We start from the raw sequence: 15,426 nt of genomic DNA, 5'->3' as shown, positions 1-15,426 counted from the left end.
TTCCGGCAGTTCTCACTGCTGACGGTTGAGCCGCTGGCCGAGGCCGCCGTCGACGTTGAGCTCCGCACCGGTGGTGAAGGTGGCGTCGAAGGCGAGGAAGAGCACGGCGCGCGCGACCTCCTCGGCCGAACCGTGCCGGCGCATCGGGGTGATGGTGTCGCCGACCTTCTCGAACGCGGCCAGCATCTCGGGGGAGGCGCCGGTGATGCCCCCGGTCGGGGTGTCGATGAAGCCGGGGCTGATGCTGTTGACCCGGATGTCGCGGGGCAGCAGCTCGGCGGCGATGACCTTGGTGAAGGCGCGGACGGCGGCCTTCGATCCGGCGTACGGACCCATGCCGGGGTTACCGGAGTCGTTGGCGATCGAGGTGGTGAAGATGATCGAGCCACCGTCCTCGACCAGCGGCGCGAGGCGCTGGGCGGTGAAGAACGCGCCCTTGGCGTTGACGTTGAAGGTGTTGTCGAACAGCTCCTCGGTGACGTGCCCGAACGGGCCGGGCCGGGCGAAGCCCGCGTTCACGAAGAGCAGGTCGATCCGGCCGAACTCCTTCTCCACGGTCGCGCCGAGCCGCTCGATGTCGGCGAGCACGGCGGTGTCCGAGCGCACCACCCGCGCGTTGTCGCCGAGTTCCTGCTGCGCTGCGGCGAGGTTCTTCTCGTCACGACCGGTGACAAGGACCTCGCCACCACCGTCGACCAGTGCCTTCGCGGTGGCCAGCCCGATGCCGATCGTGCCGCCGGTGATCACGGCCTTCTTGCCCGCGTAGCTGCTCAATGACGTCTTCTCCAGCCGGCCCGCGCCGACGCGCGCGCCATCGTCGATGGATGACCCGGTGTGATGCCAGGCTTCCGCAGGGAATGTCGGGCCACAAGTAGGGACTCATATGTCCGTACCTACCTGGAGGTAAGTGCCATCCGCCGAGCCGCCGAGACCGGCGACGAGGCCGGCGGACGGGTGGTCGGCGACAATCAGGCCATGATCGAACTCCGTACCGAGCGGCTCCTGTTGCGACAGTGGCGCGATGACGACGTCGACGCCCTGGCGCCGATGTATGCCGATCCCGAGGTGATGCGGTACATCCGGGACGGTTCCGTGCTGAGCCGCGAGGAGACCGCCGCCCATGTGGACCGGATGCGGCAGCACTGGGCGGAGCACGGCCACGGGCTGTTCGCGGCCGAGCTGCTGGCGACCGGCGAGCTGACCGGCTGGGTGGGGCTGGCGGTGCCGCTCTTCCTGCCCGAGGTCCTGCCGGCCGTGGAGATCGGCTGGCGGCTGGGGCGCTCGTTCTGGGGCGCGGGCCTGGCGACCGAGGGCGCACGGGCGGCTCTGCGCTTCGGACTCGTCGATCAGGGGCTGGGCCGGCTGGTCAGCATCCGCCACGTGGACAATGTGCGCTCGGCCCGGGTGATGGAGAAGATCGGCCTGACCTTCGACCGGCGGACCACCGTGCCGGGCAACGGCTCGACGGTCGACGTGTTCGCGATCACCCGGGAGGAGTACGACAGACGTCACGACAGCGCGGACAGGTAGGCACGCGGGCTGTCCCGCCGCTGCGTCCACCACCACACCAGCCCGATCGCCATCGACACCACACCGGAGACGACGCCCAGCAGCCGGGCGTCGGCGACGGTCAGCAGCACGCCGTACAGCGCGAGGGACGCACGTGCCGTCGCGGAGTAGGTGGTGATGTGCAGGCCGGTCACCCGTCCGCGCAGCCGCGCCGGCACGGTGGCCAGCAGGATGGTGGTGTCCAGCGCGATGATCACACCGCTGCTCAGGCGCATGACGGCCAGCGCGGCGGTCGCGAGCACGACGTCGCCGGCGACGAAGAACAACGCCCAGGCGGCACCCTGCAGGAGGTAGGCGCCGGCGTAGGCGGGCAGGTGACGCCGGGCCGCCAGGCGGGCCGCGACGACGGTGCCGGCGATCACCGCGGCGCCGTCCACGGCGTAGAGGACCCCGAGCGTGGCGCTGCTCAGCCGCAGATCGGTCAGGGCGTGCCCAGCGAGCAGGACGGAGTAGGCGCCGCCGATGCATCCCCAGGCGATCCCGATCCACACCACGGAGGCGGCCAGCCGGTTGTCGCGGACGGCGCCCAGCCCGTCGACGAGCTGACGCCGGAACCCCGCACGGCCGGGGTCAGCCGGTGCGGCGGGGTCGGCCGGTAAACCGGGGTCGGCCGGTGTGGCGGGGCCGGTCGGTACGCCGGGCACGGCCGGTAAGCCGGGGTCGGTCGGTAAGCCGGGGGCGGCCGGTGCGCCGGGTACGGCCGGTGAGCCGGGGTCGGCGTGCGTCGCCGGAAGCCGGGGGAGCAGCAGCAACGGCGCCACCGCGGCGATCTTCAGCAGCGTCGCCACCCCCATCGCGTACGCCGGACCCCAGGCCGACAGCACCCCACCGAGAGTCGCGCCGGCGATGATGGTCAGGCCGCTGATCGAGCCGAGAGCCGCGTTGGCACGCGCCACCCCGGCCGGCTCGACCCACCGGTGCAGCCACAGTTGACGGGCCGGCGCCCACACCGTGTCGCCCACGCCCTGTGCGGCGTAGAGCGCGGTGACCGCCCACAGCGCCCCGCCATCGAGCAGTGCCGCGAGGCCCGCGACACAGACCGCCTGCACTGCCATCGACGTGATCGCCAGGCGGCGCGGGTCGAACCGGTCCGCCAGCGCTCCGGCCAGCGGCATGACCACCAGCGCGGGCACCGTGCCGGCCAGCTCGACGACGGCCAGGGTGGCGACGCCGTGCTCGCGCAGCACCGCGACGAACAGCGCGATCTGCATCGTCCACGTCGAACCGGCGGAGAAGGCGCTGGCCAGCCAGAGCCGCCGGACAGCCCCGGCGCCACCGGCCGGCCAGAGCCGCCGGACAGCCCCGGCGCCACCGGCCGGCCAGAGCCGCCGGACGGCCCCGGCGACGCGATCGTTCGACACGCCTTCAGGGATACCCGACGGCGGCCGGCGCCATCGACCCTCAGCGGCGCCCGACCGCCGCGGTGACCTCCACCTCCAGCACCGCGCCGGGCAGGAACAGCCGGCTGACCTCCACCGTCGTGCTGGCCGGTGGGGTGGCGGCCGGGAACAGCCTGCGGCGTACCGCGCCGTACGCCGGTAGATCGTCCAGGCTGGTCATGAACGTCCGGACGTGCATGACGTCGGCGAGGCCCGCTCCGTGGGCGGCCAGGATCCCACCGATGATCTCGAAGACGCGCTCGGCCTGTGCGCCGGCGTCGCCGGGCGCGACGACCGCGCCGGTGTCGTCGACGGCCACCTGCCCGGCGAGCAGGAGCAGCGCGCCACCGTCGAGTTCGAGGCGGGCGACGTGGGCGAACCGGTCACCGAATGGCGCGGCGACCGTCGGCGGATTGTCCAGGGTCAGGTTCAACGGGTCTCCAGGTCGATCAGGGTGGCGATGTCCGCGGCCGGGTCGGCGGCGGCGTGCAGCAGGTCCAGGGCGGCGGCCGTCACGGGGGCCGCCGGCACGTCGCGCAGGGCGAGCCGGAGGTCCTTGGCGGCCAGCGCGATGGCGAACGACGCGCCGGTCGCCGTCGCCCGCTGGACCGCCCTGTCCAGGGGGCCGGCCGCGAGCGCCTGGAGGGCGATCGCCGGGTCGACGCCGACCGCGCCGGCGACGGCGAGGGTGTCGTGCAACGCGCCGATCGAGGTGATCATCGCCGCGTTGACCACGAGCTTCAGGGCCGACCCGGCGCCGATCGGGCCACAGTGGTGTACGGCGCCCAGGTCGCGCAGCAGCGGCTCGGCCAGGCCGAGCACGTCGGGGGAGCCGCCGGCGAAGATCGCGAGCGTGCCGGTCCCGGCCGCGCCGACGCTGCCGCCGACCGGAGCGTCGAGGACCGGCACGCCCGGGGGCATCCGGGCGGCGAGCGTACGCATCTCGTCCGGCCCGATCGTCGACATCTGCACCACCACCGTGCCCGGCCGGAGAGCCGCCACCGCGGCGGTGTCGCCGGGGCCGAGGAGCGCGGCCTCGACCGCCGCCGCGTCGGTCAGCATCGTGATCACCAGCTCGGCCCCGGCGACGGCCGCGGCGGGTGTCGCGGCGATGCCGATGTCCAGTCCGGCCAGCGGTGTCGCCTTCTCCGCAGTGCGGTTCCACACCGTGACCCGATGACCCGTCGCCACCAGCCGCCGCACGATTGCCGATCCCATGTGTCCGGTCCCCAGGACCGCGATCCTCGTCACGGGCACCACCGTAGAAGCCACCGGGCCATGCGACCAACGAGTGTCCGGCATGGATGCCATGCGTGGATAGCATGTCGTGGTGGAGACCCAACTGCTGCAGGTGTTCCGGACCGTCGCGCGCAGCGGCTCGATCACCGCCGCCGCCCGGCAGCTGCGGTTCACCCAGTCGGCGGTGTCGCGACAGATCGCGGCCCTGGAGACCGATCTGGGGGTCCGGGTCTTCGACCGCCTGCCCCGTGGCGTGGCGCTCACCGAGCAGGGCCGCGTCCTGTTGCCGCATGCGGAGGCGATCCTGGACCGGCTGGCCACCGCCCAGCAGAGCCTCGACGACCTGCACCGCCTCGACGCCGGCCGGTTACGCGTCGGCGCCTTCCCCACCGCCGTGGCGGCGCTCGTTCCCCGCGCTCTGGCGTCGTTCCGCTCCGCGTACCCCCATGTCGCCCTGTCCTTGATCGAGGGGTTGACGCCCGGACTGCTGGACCGTCTCACCGCGGGCGCCGCCGACGTGGTGGTGGTCAGCTCGTCGCCGGCCGGGCCGATCGGCGGCGGCCACGTCGACCTGCATCACCTGCTCGACGAACGGCTGCTCGTGGCGGTGTCCCGGGGGCACCGGCTGGCCCGGCGGCGGGTCGTGCGGCTCGCCGAGCTGGCCGAGGACGCGTTCGTCGTCGGTTCGGCGAACGCCGAGGACACGCTGCTGCGCGCCAGCCTGCCCAGCGGTTTCCAGCCACGGATCGACATCGTCGCGGCCGAGTGGACCGGCAAGCTCGGCTGTGTCGCGGCCGGGCTCGGCGTCGCGCTCGTGCCCGCCCTGGCGATGCGCGGCACACCGGCCGACATCGCGCTGCTGCGCCTGCACGCCGACGACGAGTCGGTCCGCCGCGTCTTCGCCGCCACCGTCGCCGGCCGGGCCGTCCCGCCCGCGGTCACCCGGTTCCTCACCCATCTGCGCGAGGCCGCCCACGGCTTCGGCGACGACCCGCGGGGGTGAGCCCGCGCCGGCCTCAGGTGGCGTCCGAGCGGGTCATCCGCCAGGCGGCCGCGCCTCCGGCGAGCAGGACGTATCCGGCGAAGACCAGGCCGCCCTGCCCGGGGGTGAGGGCATCCGGGAGCTGCATCGTGGCGCCCATGGCCTCACCCGCCGCCGAGGGCAGGAACCGGCCGGCGCTCTCCCGCCAGCCCTGCGACAGGATCAGCCGGCTGACCAGGGTCATCAGGAACGTCACCACGAAGAAGGCGGTGAGCGAGCCCGCCGTCGACCGCAGCACGCCCCCGAGGAACAGGCCGAGCAACCCCGCGCCGGTCACGTAGGCGGTACTGCCGAGGATCGCCCGGATCGTCCCCGCATCGGCGAGCGAAACGCCGGCGGCGCCGATGACCCGCTGCCCCGCCACGACGGTGACCACCGTGGCGGCCAGCATCAGCGTGTAGACCACGGTGGCGAACACGACCGCCTTGGCGGCGAGCAACGGCATGCGGCGCGGTACGGCGGTGAGCGAGGAGCGGATCGTCCCGGTGCTGTACTCGCCGGTCATCACCAGCACCCCGAGCACGCCGACGATCAGCACGGACAGGGCGCTGCCGGAGAGGGCGGCGGTGACCGCGTCGAGAGCCGCCGCACTGTCGGCGCCGGAGACGAAGACGAACCAGGTGGTGAACAGTCCCAGGCCGATGAAGACGGCGACGGCGACGGCCAGGGTGAGCCAGGACGAGCGCAGCGACCGGAATTTGATCCACTCGAAGCGCAGCACCCGGACGAAGGTGACCTCGGACATCACGCGTTCTCCCGGTGGTCGTGGGCGTCCCGGGTCAGGCGCATGAAGGCGTCCTCCAGGCTGGCCCGGCGAGTCGACAGCTCGTGCAGGGTGACCCCGGCGGCCGCGGCACGATCGCCGATCTGCTGGGCGTCCAGCCCGGCCACCTCGAAGACCCCCCGGTCCACGGCGGTGACGGTCACCTCCGGACCGGCGAGCATCCGGTGCAGCCGGTCCGGCTCCGACGTACGGACCAGCACCGTGTCGAGCTCCGCCCGGGTGATGAAGTCGGCGAGCGGCTCGTCGGCGAGGAGCCGGCCGTGACCGACGACGATCAGGTGCCCGGCGGTCAGCGCCATCTCGCTCATCAGGTGCGAGGAGACGAACACCGTGCGGCCCTCGGCGGCGAGGCCGCGCATCAGATCCCGGATCCACCGGATGCCGTCCGGATCCAGCCCGTTCACCGGCTCGTCCAGGATCAGCACCGGCGGGTCGGCGAGCAGGGCGGCGGCGATGCCGAGCCGCTGTCCCATGCCGAGGGAGAAGCCGCCGGCCCGCCGGTGCGCCGACGAGTCCAGCCCGGCCAGGCCGATCACCTCGTCGACGCGTGACCGCCCGACGCCGGCCGTGGCCGCCAGCGCCGACAGGTGGTGGTGGGCCGTACGCCCGGGGTGAACGGCTGTGGCGTCGAGCAGTGTGCCCACCTGCCGCAGCGGGGCGGCGAGCCGGGCGTAGGGCCGTCCGTCGATCGTCGCCGTGCCCGCGGTGGGCCGGTCCAGGCCCACGATCATCCGCAGGGTCGTCGACTTCCCGGCGCCGTTGGGGCCGAGGAACCCGGTCACCACCCCCGGGCGTACGCGGAACGACAAGCCGTCCACCGCGGTCAGGGCGCCGTAGCGTTTGGTCAGATCCTTGACGTCGATCATGCCGACCAGGCTGGCCGGGCGAGGCGGTAGTCGGCGTCGTTCCGGCGCGGGCCGTCGCCCTACCACGGTTGACGTATGCGGAGCGCCGCCGAAATACCACGGCAGGACGAGGCGGATGCCGGGCCCGCCGGCCGTACAGTCCTCGCATGCATCTCTCCCGCTGGGACAGCTGGCGTCCGCAGCTGCTGGACGCCGCCGTGGGGGTCGTGCTGTTCGGGGCGCCGTTCGTCGTCGCCGTGGCCGATGCCGGTGGGGGTCACCCGCAGCCCCGCCAGGACTGGCGGGAGGCCGCCGTGGCGGTGTGCGCGCTGGCGCTGGTCACGTTCCGCAGGCGTCGGCCGCTGCCGGTGTTCGGGGCGTCGGTGGTGCTGACGCTTCTCACCACGGCCGTGCCGCGGTCGCTGCCGGCCGCCGCGCTCGCCTGCCTGCTCTGCTTGTACACGGTGGCGACCCGGTGCCGGCGGGCGGTCGCCTGGCCGTCCGGGCTGGTGGCCGGAGGCGCCGTCGCTCTCGCCGCCGGTTCCACCGCCGGCCCCGAGGCGGTGGCGATCGTCGCCTCGGCCGGGCTGGTCGTGGCCGTCGGCGACGTGATCCGCACCCGCCGGGCGTATCTCGCCGAGGTGCGGGAGCGAGACCGCCGGACCGAACTCGACAGGGAGCAGGAGAGCCGGCGGCGGGTGATCGAGGAGCGTCTGCGGATCGCCCGCGAGCTGCATGATGTGGTCGCGCACAATATAGCGATGATCAATGTGCAGGCCGGTGTCGCCGCGCACGTGCTGCGCAGCCGGCCGGACCAGGCCGAGGAGTCGCTGGCACACGTGCGGCGGGCGAGCCGGACCGTGCTCACCGAGCTGTCCACAGTGCTCGGCGTGCTGCGGGACCCGCGGCTTCCGGACGGTACGGCCGAGGAGCCGGTCCGCGGACTGGAGCACCTGCCCGAGCTGATCGATCAGCTGGCCGGGGCGGGACTACGGGTGGAGCACGTGCGGGACGGCCGGGCGAGGGCGCTGCCGGCGGCGGTGGACCTGGCGGCGTACCGCATCGTCCAGGAGTCGCTGACCAACGCGCACAAGTATGCGCCGGACGGCCGTGCCGCGCTGCGCCTGCGATTCACGGCCGACACGCTCGAGATCACCGTCGGCAACCGGGCCACCGGCGGGCCGTCCGGTGACGGATACGGCCTGGCCGGCATGCGGGAACGGGCGGTGGCGCTGGGCGGCCGGCTCTCCGCCGGATTCGCTGACGGCCGCTTCGTGGTGCATGCGCTGCTCCCCGTTCCGGGCGACCCGGCGTGACGATCCGGGTGCTGCTGGCCGACGACCAGAAACTGATCCTCGCCGGGTTCCGGGTGCTGATCGACTCGGCCGACGACCTGACGGTGGTCGGCACGGCCACCACCGGCGCCGAAGCGGTCGCCCTGGCGCGGGCGACCCGCGCCGACGTGGTCCTGATGGACATCCGCATGCCGGAGCTGGACGGCATCGAGGCGACCCGGTTGATCACCACGGACGAGGAGCTGACCGGGGTACGTGTGCTGGTCCTGACCACGTTCGAGATCGACGAGAACGTGCTCCGGGCGCTGCGGGCCGGGGCGAGCGGCTTCCTCAGCAAGGGGGTCGAACCCGCCGACCTGCTGGACGGCATCCGGACCGTGGCGCGCGGCGAGGCACTGCTGTCGCCGAACGCCACCCAGGCCCTGATCACCCAGTTCCTCGACCAGCCGGCGCCGGCCCGGCCCGCCCCGGTGGCGCTGGAGCAGCTCACCGGCCGGGAACGGGAGATCCTCACGCTGGTGGCGCAGGGCCTGTCCAACGACGAGGTCGCCGGCCGGCTGTACGTGTCGCCGTTGACCGTCAAGACCCACGTCAACCGGGCGATGACGAAGCTGGGCGCCCGCGACCGCGCCCAGCTGGTGATGATGGCGTACCGGAGCGGACTGGTCCGCCCGTAACGCGTCCCTCGGAGCCGTCCGACCCCGATCGCCGCCGCGCGGCCGTGATGGGCCTACTGTGGGGGCGGTGGAGACCGTGACGCAGATCCTGCACAGGCTGACCTCCTACGAGCCGGGACGCGAGTGGGACGACGTCATCTCCGATCCACGCCTGGTCCTCGACCTGAAACCGAACGACTTCGACCGTTTCCCGCTGTTCCACAAGCGTTACGGCGACGATCTGCCGCGCGTCGAACTGCCCCGTGACCTGCCGTCCACCGGGGCGTCGACCGTCGACGTGCTGGCCGGCGCCGCCCGGGTCGCGGCCGCGGATGTCGACCTGCCGCACCTGGCCCGGCTGCTGCACCTGTCGGCGGGCGTCGTGCGTACCTCCACGCGCCCCAACGGGATCACCCACCTGTTCCGCGCGGCCGGTTCGGCCGGTGGCCGTTTCCCGCTCGAGCTGTACGTGCTCGTCCCGGACGGGCACCGGGGGCTCCCGGCCGGCGTGCACTGGTACGACCCGGCCGGACACGCCCTGGTCCGGGTCGCGCCCGCGCCGTCCGGCGGTGGCGCGGCGATCGTGGTCACCGGCGTCCCGTGGCGGACCGGCTGGCGCTATCGCGAGCGCGGCTACCGGCACGTCTACTGGGACGCGGGCACCATGCTGGCCCAGACGCTGGCGCTGGCCTGGTCGGCGGGGATCCCGGCCCGGCTGTGGACCACCTTCCCCGACCGGGTTGTCACCGAGCTGGTCGGTGCGGACGGCGTCCACGAATGGCCCGTCGCCGTCGTCGGCCTGGACTCGCGGGAGCCCGCGCTGACCCCGGCCGGTGCCGCGGCAAGCGGTGAGGTCGACCCGCATCCGCTGGAGTTCCCGCTGGTCACGGCGGCGCAGCGGGCCGGTGACGGTCAGGTGCTGGGCGCCCCGTGGCCCGCCGGTGAGCCGGTCGACGCGCCGGGCACCACGGCCGGCCCGGTCGAGACGGTCGTGCTCACCCGCGGCTCACAACGACGGATGGACCCGACCCGCGGCGTACCGGGCGAGGTTCTCACCACCGGCCTGCGGGTGGCCGTACGCGGCATCGACCTGCCCCAGTTCGTGGCGGTCCACGACGTCGACGGGGTGCCGCCGGGCGTCTACCGGTGGCCCGACCTCGACACCCCGGTGCACGCGGGCAGCCGGCGCGAGGAGCTGTACCGGGTGACCCTGGACCAGGGCCTGAGCCGGGACGCCGCCTTCGTCGTGATCACCGCGGCCGACGTGGCGAGCCTGACCGACCGCGGGTACCGTGCCGCCCAGCTGGCCGCCGGCCTGGTCGAGGGCCGCCTGCACCTGCTGGCGTATGCGATGGGCGCGAGCGCCACCGGCATGACCTTCCTGGACAGCGAGATCCCCGCACTCGTCGGCGCCCCGCTCGACGCGATGATCTTCACCTGCGTCGGCGTCCCCGATTACCGCTCCACACCGGGCGGCCTCCCGGGCGCCCCCGCCGACGTCCGCCTGATGCGGCACCGGGACTGAGATCCCCGTCCACGAGAGTCAGGGGAGCTTCGTGCAGACGGAGCTCACGTCGACGTAGTCGAGCTTGCCGGCCGCCAGGTCTCTCGTCTCGTCCGCGCTCAGCCCGGTCGCCAGCCGGGAGAATTTCGGGAGTAGCCGCCGGACCACCACCGAGCAGGAGTAACCGTCGATGTCGGCGGAGCTCGTCAGCACCCACAGATAGGGGTTCTCGGCGGGGACGCTGGGCGCGGGCTTCGGTGCCCAGTCACGGGCGGACACCGCCGTCCGCAGGTCCGTCCCGGCCGGCCCGACGAAGTAGTACGTGGTGGTGTCGGCCTTGCGGTACTCGTCCACCTTCCGGAAACCGTCGACCGTCACCGTGCCGGCGAGGTCGGCGCTGCCGGCCGCACCCGAGGAGGCGCAACCGGCCAGCAGCATCAGCGTCGCGACGAGGATCGTCCGTGTGCTTCCCGAACCGGGCATCGTGCGGGTTCCTCGAGGTCGTGTCGGATCCGGCGGACGCCCGATCGTACTGTGTCCATCGAGGAGGGCCCGCTCAGTACCGGAACTGGTCGATCATCTCGCGGATCTCCTCGGCCGCGGTGCTCACCAGCGTGGCCGACCGCCGGGTGGTGTTCGCGCCCTCGGCGGTGGCGGCGCTCGACGAGGTGATGTGCGAGACCGTGCCGCTGATGGTAGAGGCCGCGGACTGGATCGCGCCCACGTTGCGGGCGAGCAGGTCGGTGGTCGCGGACTGCTCCTCGACCGCCGCGGCGATGGTGCTCTGGCTCTCGTCGATCCGGCCGATCACCTCGGTGATCACGCCGATCGCCTGTGCCGTGCTCGTGGTCATCTCCTGGATCGCGTGGATCTTCGCGGTGATGTCCCCGGTCGCCTGGGCCGTCTCTCGCGCCAGGTCCTTGACCTCGGTCGCCACCACGGCGAAGCCCTTGCCCATCTCGCCGGCGCGGGCCGCCTCGATGGTCGCGTTGAGCGCCAGCAGGTTGGTCTGCTCGGCGATGTTCGTGATCAGCTTGACGATGTCGCCGACCTCCCGGCTGGCCTCGCTCAGCCTGGCCACGGCCTCCGCGGTGCGGTGGGCGCTCGTGGTGGCCTCGCTCGTGGTCGACGCCGCCGTGAGGGTCTGCTGGGCGATCTCCCGGATCGACGCGGCTAGCTCCTCGGTCGCGGACATGATGTCGGTCACCGAGCCGGAGACCTCCTCGGCCGAGGTGTCGGCGTGACGGGCCTGTGTGGACGTCCGCTCCGCCGACCCGTCCAGTTCCCCGGCGAGTTGCTGGAGCTCCCCGCTCGCGGTGCTCAGCGTGCCCGCCCGGTCCGCGGTCGCCGCCACCGTCTCGCGCAGCGACGCGACCGCCTCGTTCAGGGCCTCGGACATCTGCCCGAACTCGTCCTTCTTGAAGGTGGGCGCCTGTACCGTCAGGTCGCGCCCCGCCAGGCCGCGCAGGGTCTCACCCATCGCCCGCAGCGGCTGCCGGATCACCCGGATCGTCTGGCCGCACACCAGCAGCGTCAGCAGGGTGGCGATGGCCGCGGCCCAGGTGATGACCGTCGAGCTGGACTCGCCGGAGGCCTTGCCGGCCACGACGGCCGCGGTCACCGCGGTCACCATCGCGTCGTCCAGGCCGCCGAGACTCTCCTCCAGGGCGGAGAACGCGGCCAGGAAGTCGGCCAGCGACCGCTCGGCGGCGGCACGGTCGGCGCCGGCCAGCTTCACCGTGTCGGCGGCCAGTTCGCCGTAGGCGATGATGTCGGGCCGGACCGCCGCGAACGCGGAGCGCAGCGACTCCGGCGCCAGCGCGGCCGCCGCGTCGAACTTCTCCAGCATCGTGCGCCCGTGCTCGGTCACCTCGGCCACGCCGAACTCGTCGCGCTGGGCCGGTGTGGTGGCGTACATCGCCGACATCACGTCGGCGCGCAGCGCGTCGTGCATCATGTCGGCGTTCCACTGATTGCTCATGGCCCCGCTGATCCGCGTGATCTCGTCGTTGGCGGAGCTCTGCCCGTTCGAGTTGTGCACCGCGAAACCGGTCACCAGGGCCACCGCGGCCAGGCCCGCGGCGCCCAGCATCACCAGCCGGCCGACTATCGATATCACCATGGTGCCGACCATCGTCGGCGTGACGGTGCGGCTTAGTGATCCGTACCTCAACTTCCTCAAGATCCCGTGGTTCCCGGAAATCCTGATAATTCGCTTACAACTCGTCCGTATGGTCACGGCCATGCTCGAGATCCCACGGATCCTCACGGCGGCGGCAGCCGCCCTGCTGCCCCTCAGCGGAGGCGCGACCGCCGTACCCCGCCCTCAGCCCGCCGACACCCTCAAGGTCTGGCAGGCGGTGGTGTCACCGGGGCAGACGCCGGTCCTGGCCGATGTCGGCGTCGACGCCGCCGAGACGACACGGGAGCTGGTGCTGACGCCGTCGCAGGCGGCGCGGGTGCGGGCCGGCGGGGTGCGGCTCACCGAGCGAAGGCCACCGGCCGCGCCGGCCGGGCACGGCGTGTTCCGCCGGTACGGCGACATCACCGCCGAGATGCGCCGGGCCGCCGCCGAGCATCCGGACATCGCGAAGGTGGAGTCGATCGGGCGTACCGTGCAGGGGCGCGACATCCTCGCGCTGAAGGTGACCCGCGCCGCAGCCACGACCCCGGACGGCGCCCGCCCCGCCACGGTGTATCTCGGCGCCCAGCACGCCCGCGAGTGGATCACCGTGGAGATGGTGCGCCGGCTCATGCACCGGTTCGTGACCGGCCACGGTTCGGACGCCGCGACGACCGCGCTGGTCGACGGCACCGAGATCTGGTTCCTGCCGGTGGCCAACCCGGACGGCTACGAGCACACGTTCAGCGGCGAGCCGGGCGCGCGGCTGTGGCGCAAGAACCTGCGCGACAACAACGGTGACGGCGTCCTCGGGACCGGCGACGGCGTCGACCTGAACCGCAACTTCGGCTACCGCTGGGGCTGGGACGACGAGGGCTCGTCACCCGACCCGGCCGCCGAGACCTACCGCGGTCCCGGCCCGGACTCCGAGCCCGAGACGGTGGCGCTGAGCGCGTTCCAGCGCCGGGTCAAGCCGCGCCAGTCGGTCAACTTCCACTCCTCCGCGGAGACGCTGATGTACGGCGTCGGCTGGCAGAGCACCACCGGGGCGCCCGACGACGTGATGTACCGGGCTCTGACCGGTGACGGGTCCGCGTCGGCGGTGCCGGGCAGCACCGCGACCCCGCTGTCGCTGTTCGGGGCGTCCAACGGCGACTCGGCCGGGCACGCCGTCAACGTCAACCGGGTGCCGATGGTCATCGACGAGATGGCGAGCTGTTACACGGCCGCCGACAGCGACCCGGCCGACGCGTGGTCGCCGGACGACTGCCCCAGCGAGTTCGAGTTCCCCGACGACGAGCGGCTCATCGAGGCGGAGTATCAGCGGAACCTGCCGTTCGCCCTGTCGGTGGCGGCGTCCGCGGCCGATCCGGCGCGGCCCGCGTCGGTGCTGCACCTGACGGCGCCCGCCTTCACCCCGCACCGGTTCACCACCTCGGCCGCCGGGACCGGGCCGCAGACGGTGTCGGTGGTGTCCCGCAAGAGCCTGGGCACACCCACGGTCACCTTCAGGATCAACGGCGGCGGGGTACGGACGGCCCGCACCACCGCCTGGACCGGCGGCCGTGTCTACGGCGGCACCGACAACCTCTACTACGACGAGTACCGCGGACAGGTCACCGGCGCACGGCCGGGCGACCGGGTCGAGGTGTGGTTCACCGCGTCCGGCCAGTCCAGCGACCGTTTCACGTTCCGGGTGACCGCCGCGCCCGCCACCGGCACCCTGGTCCTCGCCGACGAGGGCGCGCCGGCTTCCCGGGCGTCGGTCTACGTCGGCGCTCTCGCCGCGGCCGGCCACCGTGGGGCCACCGTGTGGGACGTCGCCGTGCAGGGCGCCCCGGATCCGCTCGGCGTGCTCGGCCACTACCGGAACGTCGTGTGGGAGGTGGGGGACGCCGTGTCCGAGTCCGCGACGACGCTGGCGGTCCGGGACTTCGCCAACGAGGGCGGCACCGTGGTCAAGGCCGGCCCCACCGCGGCCGACGGTGACGCCGTGGGGTTCGTCCGGTACTGGCTGGGCGTGGAGAACTCGTTCGCCGGCACCGGCGCCACCGCCTTCCGCGGCACCGGTGAGCTGGCCGGCGTCAGCGGCACGTTCACCGGCCCGCCGGCCACGTCGGCGCTGTTCGACAGCCTCAGCGACACGCTGCCGGCCGACCGGTACCCGCAGTTCGCGGCCCGGCCCGCCGGCACGTACGCCGGTCTCACCGGCCGGCTCGAACCGTTCGCCGGCTCCGGCATGGCCGCCGTCCGCACGCCCGACCACCGGTACGCGCGCCTCACCCGTACCGTCGACCTGACCGCCGTGACCGCGGCCCAGCAGCCGAAACTGACGTTCGCCCTGGCCAAGGACGCCCTCGGCCACTACGCGACGACGGTCGAGGCCCACACTCCCGGCCGCGACGACTGGACCACCCTGCCGGACCTGCTCGGCGCCACCAGCTCCGACACGCCACCCGGATGCGCCACCCTGCTCGCCGAGCACCCGTTCCTGACGCACTACCTGACCGCGACCCCGGAGGGCGACGACTGCACCCCGGAGGGGACCACCGGGACGTGGGCCGGGCAGACCGGCGAGAGCGGCGGCTGGCAGCGGACGGCGGTGGACCTCTCCCGCTACGCGGGCGGCACGGTGGAGCTGAGCATCACGTACGTCAGTGCGGTCACCCTGTACGGCACGGGCGTCTACGTCGACGACGCACGGCTGGAGGTCGGCGGGACACCGGGCGCCGCGACCGGCTTCGAGACCGGCCTCGACCCCTTCACCGCCACCGGCCCGCCACCGGGCAGCCCCGCCGCCACGACCGGCTGGGCGCAGTCGGCGGCCGTACGCCATTCGCACGCAGCCCTGACCACCAGATACGGGACGATCCTCGGGTTCGGCCTGGAGTCCCTGCCGCCGGCCCAGCGAACGGCACTGCTCACCCGCGCCCTGCGGTAGCCCGGCGCGCCGGGAAACCGTACCGGCGTCGGCATGATTTCGTGATTCAC

At 73.3% G+C, this 15,426-nt stretch carries 14 protein-coding genes; 6 read left to right on the top strand and 8 right to left on the bottom strand.

What is annotated here, in order from left to right:
- Positions 1–12: 12 nt before the first annotated feature.
- Positions 13–774 (bottom strand): SDR family NAD(P)-dependent oxidoreductase, encoded by a 762-nt coding sequence (locus BM290_RS13060; RefSeq protein WP_093613480.1) that lies wholly within the window; start codon positions 772–774, stop codon positions 13–15.
- A gap of 201 nt (positions 775–975) precedes the next feature.
- On the opposite strand from BM290_RS13060, the gene BM290_RS13055 reads away from it, so the two are divergent.
- The gene (locus BM290_RS13055) at positions 976–1,530 is read left to right on the top strand and encodes a GNAT family N-acetyltransferase (protein WP_093613753.1); all 555 of its coding nucleotides are present in this window, start codon (positions 976–978) and stop codon (positions 1,528–1,530) included.
- On the opposite strand, the gene BM290_RS13050 is transcribed toward BM290_RS13055, so the two are convergent.
- Genes BM290_RS13050 through BM290_RS13040 form a run of 3 tightly spaced genes read right to left on the bottom strand, consistent with a single transcriptional unit; the run spans position 1,509 to position 4,199 of the window.
- A complete protein-coding gene (locus tag BM290_RS13050; RefSeq protein WP_093613478.1) occupies positions 1,509–2,930 on the bottom strand; it encodes an MFS transporter in 1,422 nt (473 codons plus the stop codon). The two genes, BM290_RS13055 and BM290_RS13050, sit on opposite strands and share 22 nt — an antisense overlap.
- 40 nt (positions 2,931–2,970) lie before the next feature.
- Positions 2,971–3,381 carry a RidA family protein gene (locus BM290_RS13045; protein ID WP_093613476.1) on the bottom strand — a complete coding sequence of 137 codons (411 nt, stop codon included), beginning with the start codon at positions 3,379–3,381 and terminating at the stop codon, positions 2,971–2,973.
- On the bottom strand, positions 3,378–4,199 hold the full coding sequence (locus BM290_RS13040; RefSeq protein ID WP_177319690.1) for an NAD(P)-dependent oxidoreductase: 822 nt from the start codon (positions 4,197–4,199) through the stop codon (positions 3,378–3,380). Before BM290_RS13040 ends, BM290_RS13045 begins: the two co-directional genes overlap by 4 nt.
- Positions 4,200–4,278: 79 nt before the next feature.
- Between BM290_RS13040 and BM290_RS13035 the strand changes: the two genes are divergently transcribed.
- The gene (locus BM290_RS13035; RefSeq protein WP_093613472.1) at positions 4,279–5,190 is read left to right on the top strand and encodes a LysR family transcriptional regulator; all 912 of its coding nucleotides are present in this window, start codon (positions 4,279–4,281) and stop codon (positions 5,188–5,190) included.
- 13 nt (positions 5,191–5,203) lie between these two features.
- On the opposite strand, the gene BM290_RS13030 is transcribed toward BM290_RS13035, so the two are convergent.
- Together BM290_RS13030 and BM290_RS13025 are read right to left on the bottom strand one after the other, a co-directional pair.
- The gene (locus BM290_RS13030; protein ID WP_093613470.1) at positions 5,204–5,974 is read right to left on the bottom strand and encodes an ABC transporter permease; all 771 of its coding nucleotides are present in this window, start codon (positions 5,972–5,974) and stop codon (positions 5,204–5,206) included.
- A complete protein-coding gene (locus tag BM290_RS13025) occupies positions 5,974–6,879 on the bottom strand; it encodes an ABC transporter ATP-binding protein (protein ID WP_093613468.1) in 906 nt (301 codons plus the stop codon). The genes BM290_RS13030 and BM290_RS13025 overlap by 1 nt, the downstream gene beginning before the upstream one ends.
- Before the next feature lie 146 nt (positions 6,880–7,025).
- Here BM290_RS13025 and BM290_RS13020 point away from each other — a divergent pair, with 146 nt between their 5' ends.
- The 3 genes from BM290_RS13020 (at position 7,026) to BM290_RS13010 (ending at position 10,334) form a co-directional block, all read left to right on the top strand.
- Complete coding sequence (locus BM290_RS13020) at positions 7,026–8,174, top strand: sensor histidine kinase (protein ID WP_093613466.1); 1,149 nt, start codon at positions 7,026–7,028, stop codon at positions 8,172–8,174.
- Positions 8,171–8,830, top strand: coding sequence for a response regulator (locus tag BM290_RS13015; RefSeq protein ID WP_093613464.1), 660 nt, complete (start codon positions 8,171–8,173; stop codon positions 8,828–8,830). The genes BM290_RS13020 and BM290_RS13015 overlap by 4 nt, the downstream gene beginning before the upstream one ends.
- A gap of 67 nt (positions 8,831–8,897) precedes the next feature.
- Positions 8,898–10,334 carry a nitroreductase family protein gene (locus tag BM290_RS13010; protein WP_239144057.1) on the top strand — a complete coding sequence of 479 codons (1,437 nt, stop codon included), beginning with the start codon at positions 8,898–8,900 and terminating at the stop codon, positions 10,332–10,334.
- Between the two features lie 18 nt (positions 10,335–10,352).
- Here BM290_RS13010 and BM290_RS13005 read toward each other — a convergent pair whose 3' ends face one another.
- The gene (locus tag BM290_RS13005) at positions 10,353–10,796 is read right to left on the bottom strand and encodes a hypothetical protein (protein ID WP_093613462.1); all 444 of its coding nucleotides are present in this window, start codon (positions 10,794–10,796) and stop codon (positions 10,353–10,355) included.
- Between the two features lie 73 nt (positions 10,797–10,869).
- Positions 10,870–12,435 carry a methyl-accepting chemotaxis protein gene (locus tag BM290_RS13000; RefSeq protein WP_239144058.1) on the bottom strand — a complete coding sequence of 522 codons (1,566 nt, stop codon included), beginning with the start codon at positions 12,433–12,435 and terminating at the stop codon, positions 10,870–10,872.
- 121 nt (positions 12,436–12,556) lie between these two features.
- Here BM290_RS13000 and BM290_RS12995 point away from each other — a divergent pair, with 121 nt between their 5' ends.
- On the top strand, positions 12,557–15,376 hold the full coding sequence (locus BM290_RS12995; protein ID WP_093613749.1) for a M14 family metallopeptidase: 2,820 nt from the start codon (positions 12,557–12,559) through the stop codon (positions 15,374–15,376).
- The last annotated feature ends 50 nt before the right edge of the window (positions 15,377–15,426 follow it).

Source organism: Actinoplanes philippinensis (assembly GCF_900113015.1).
Classification (GTDB): domain Bacteria; phylum Actinomycetota; class Actinomycetes; order Mycobacteriales; family Micromonosporaceae; genus Actinoplanes; species Actinoplanes philippinensis.
The sequence above is the reverse complement of the archived record's forward strand: the minus strand, read 5'-3'. Positions and strand labels throughout refer to the sequence as shown.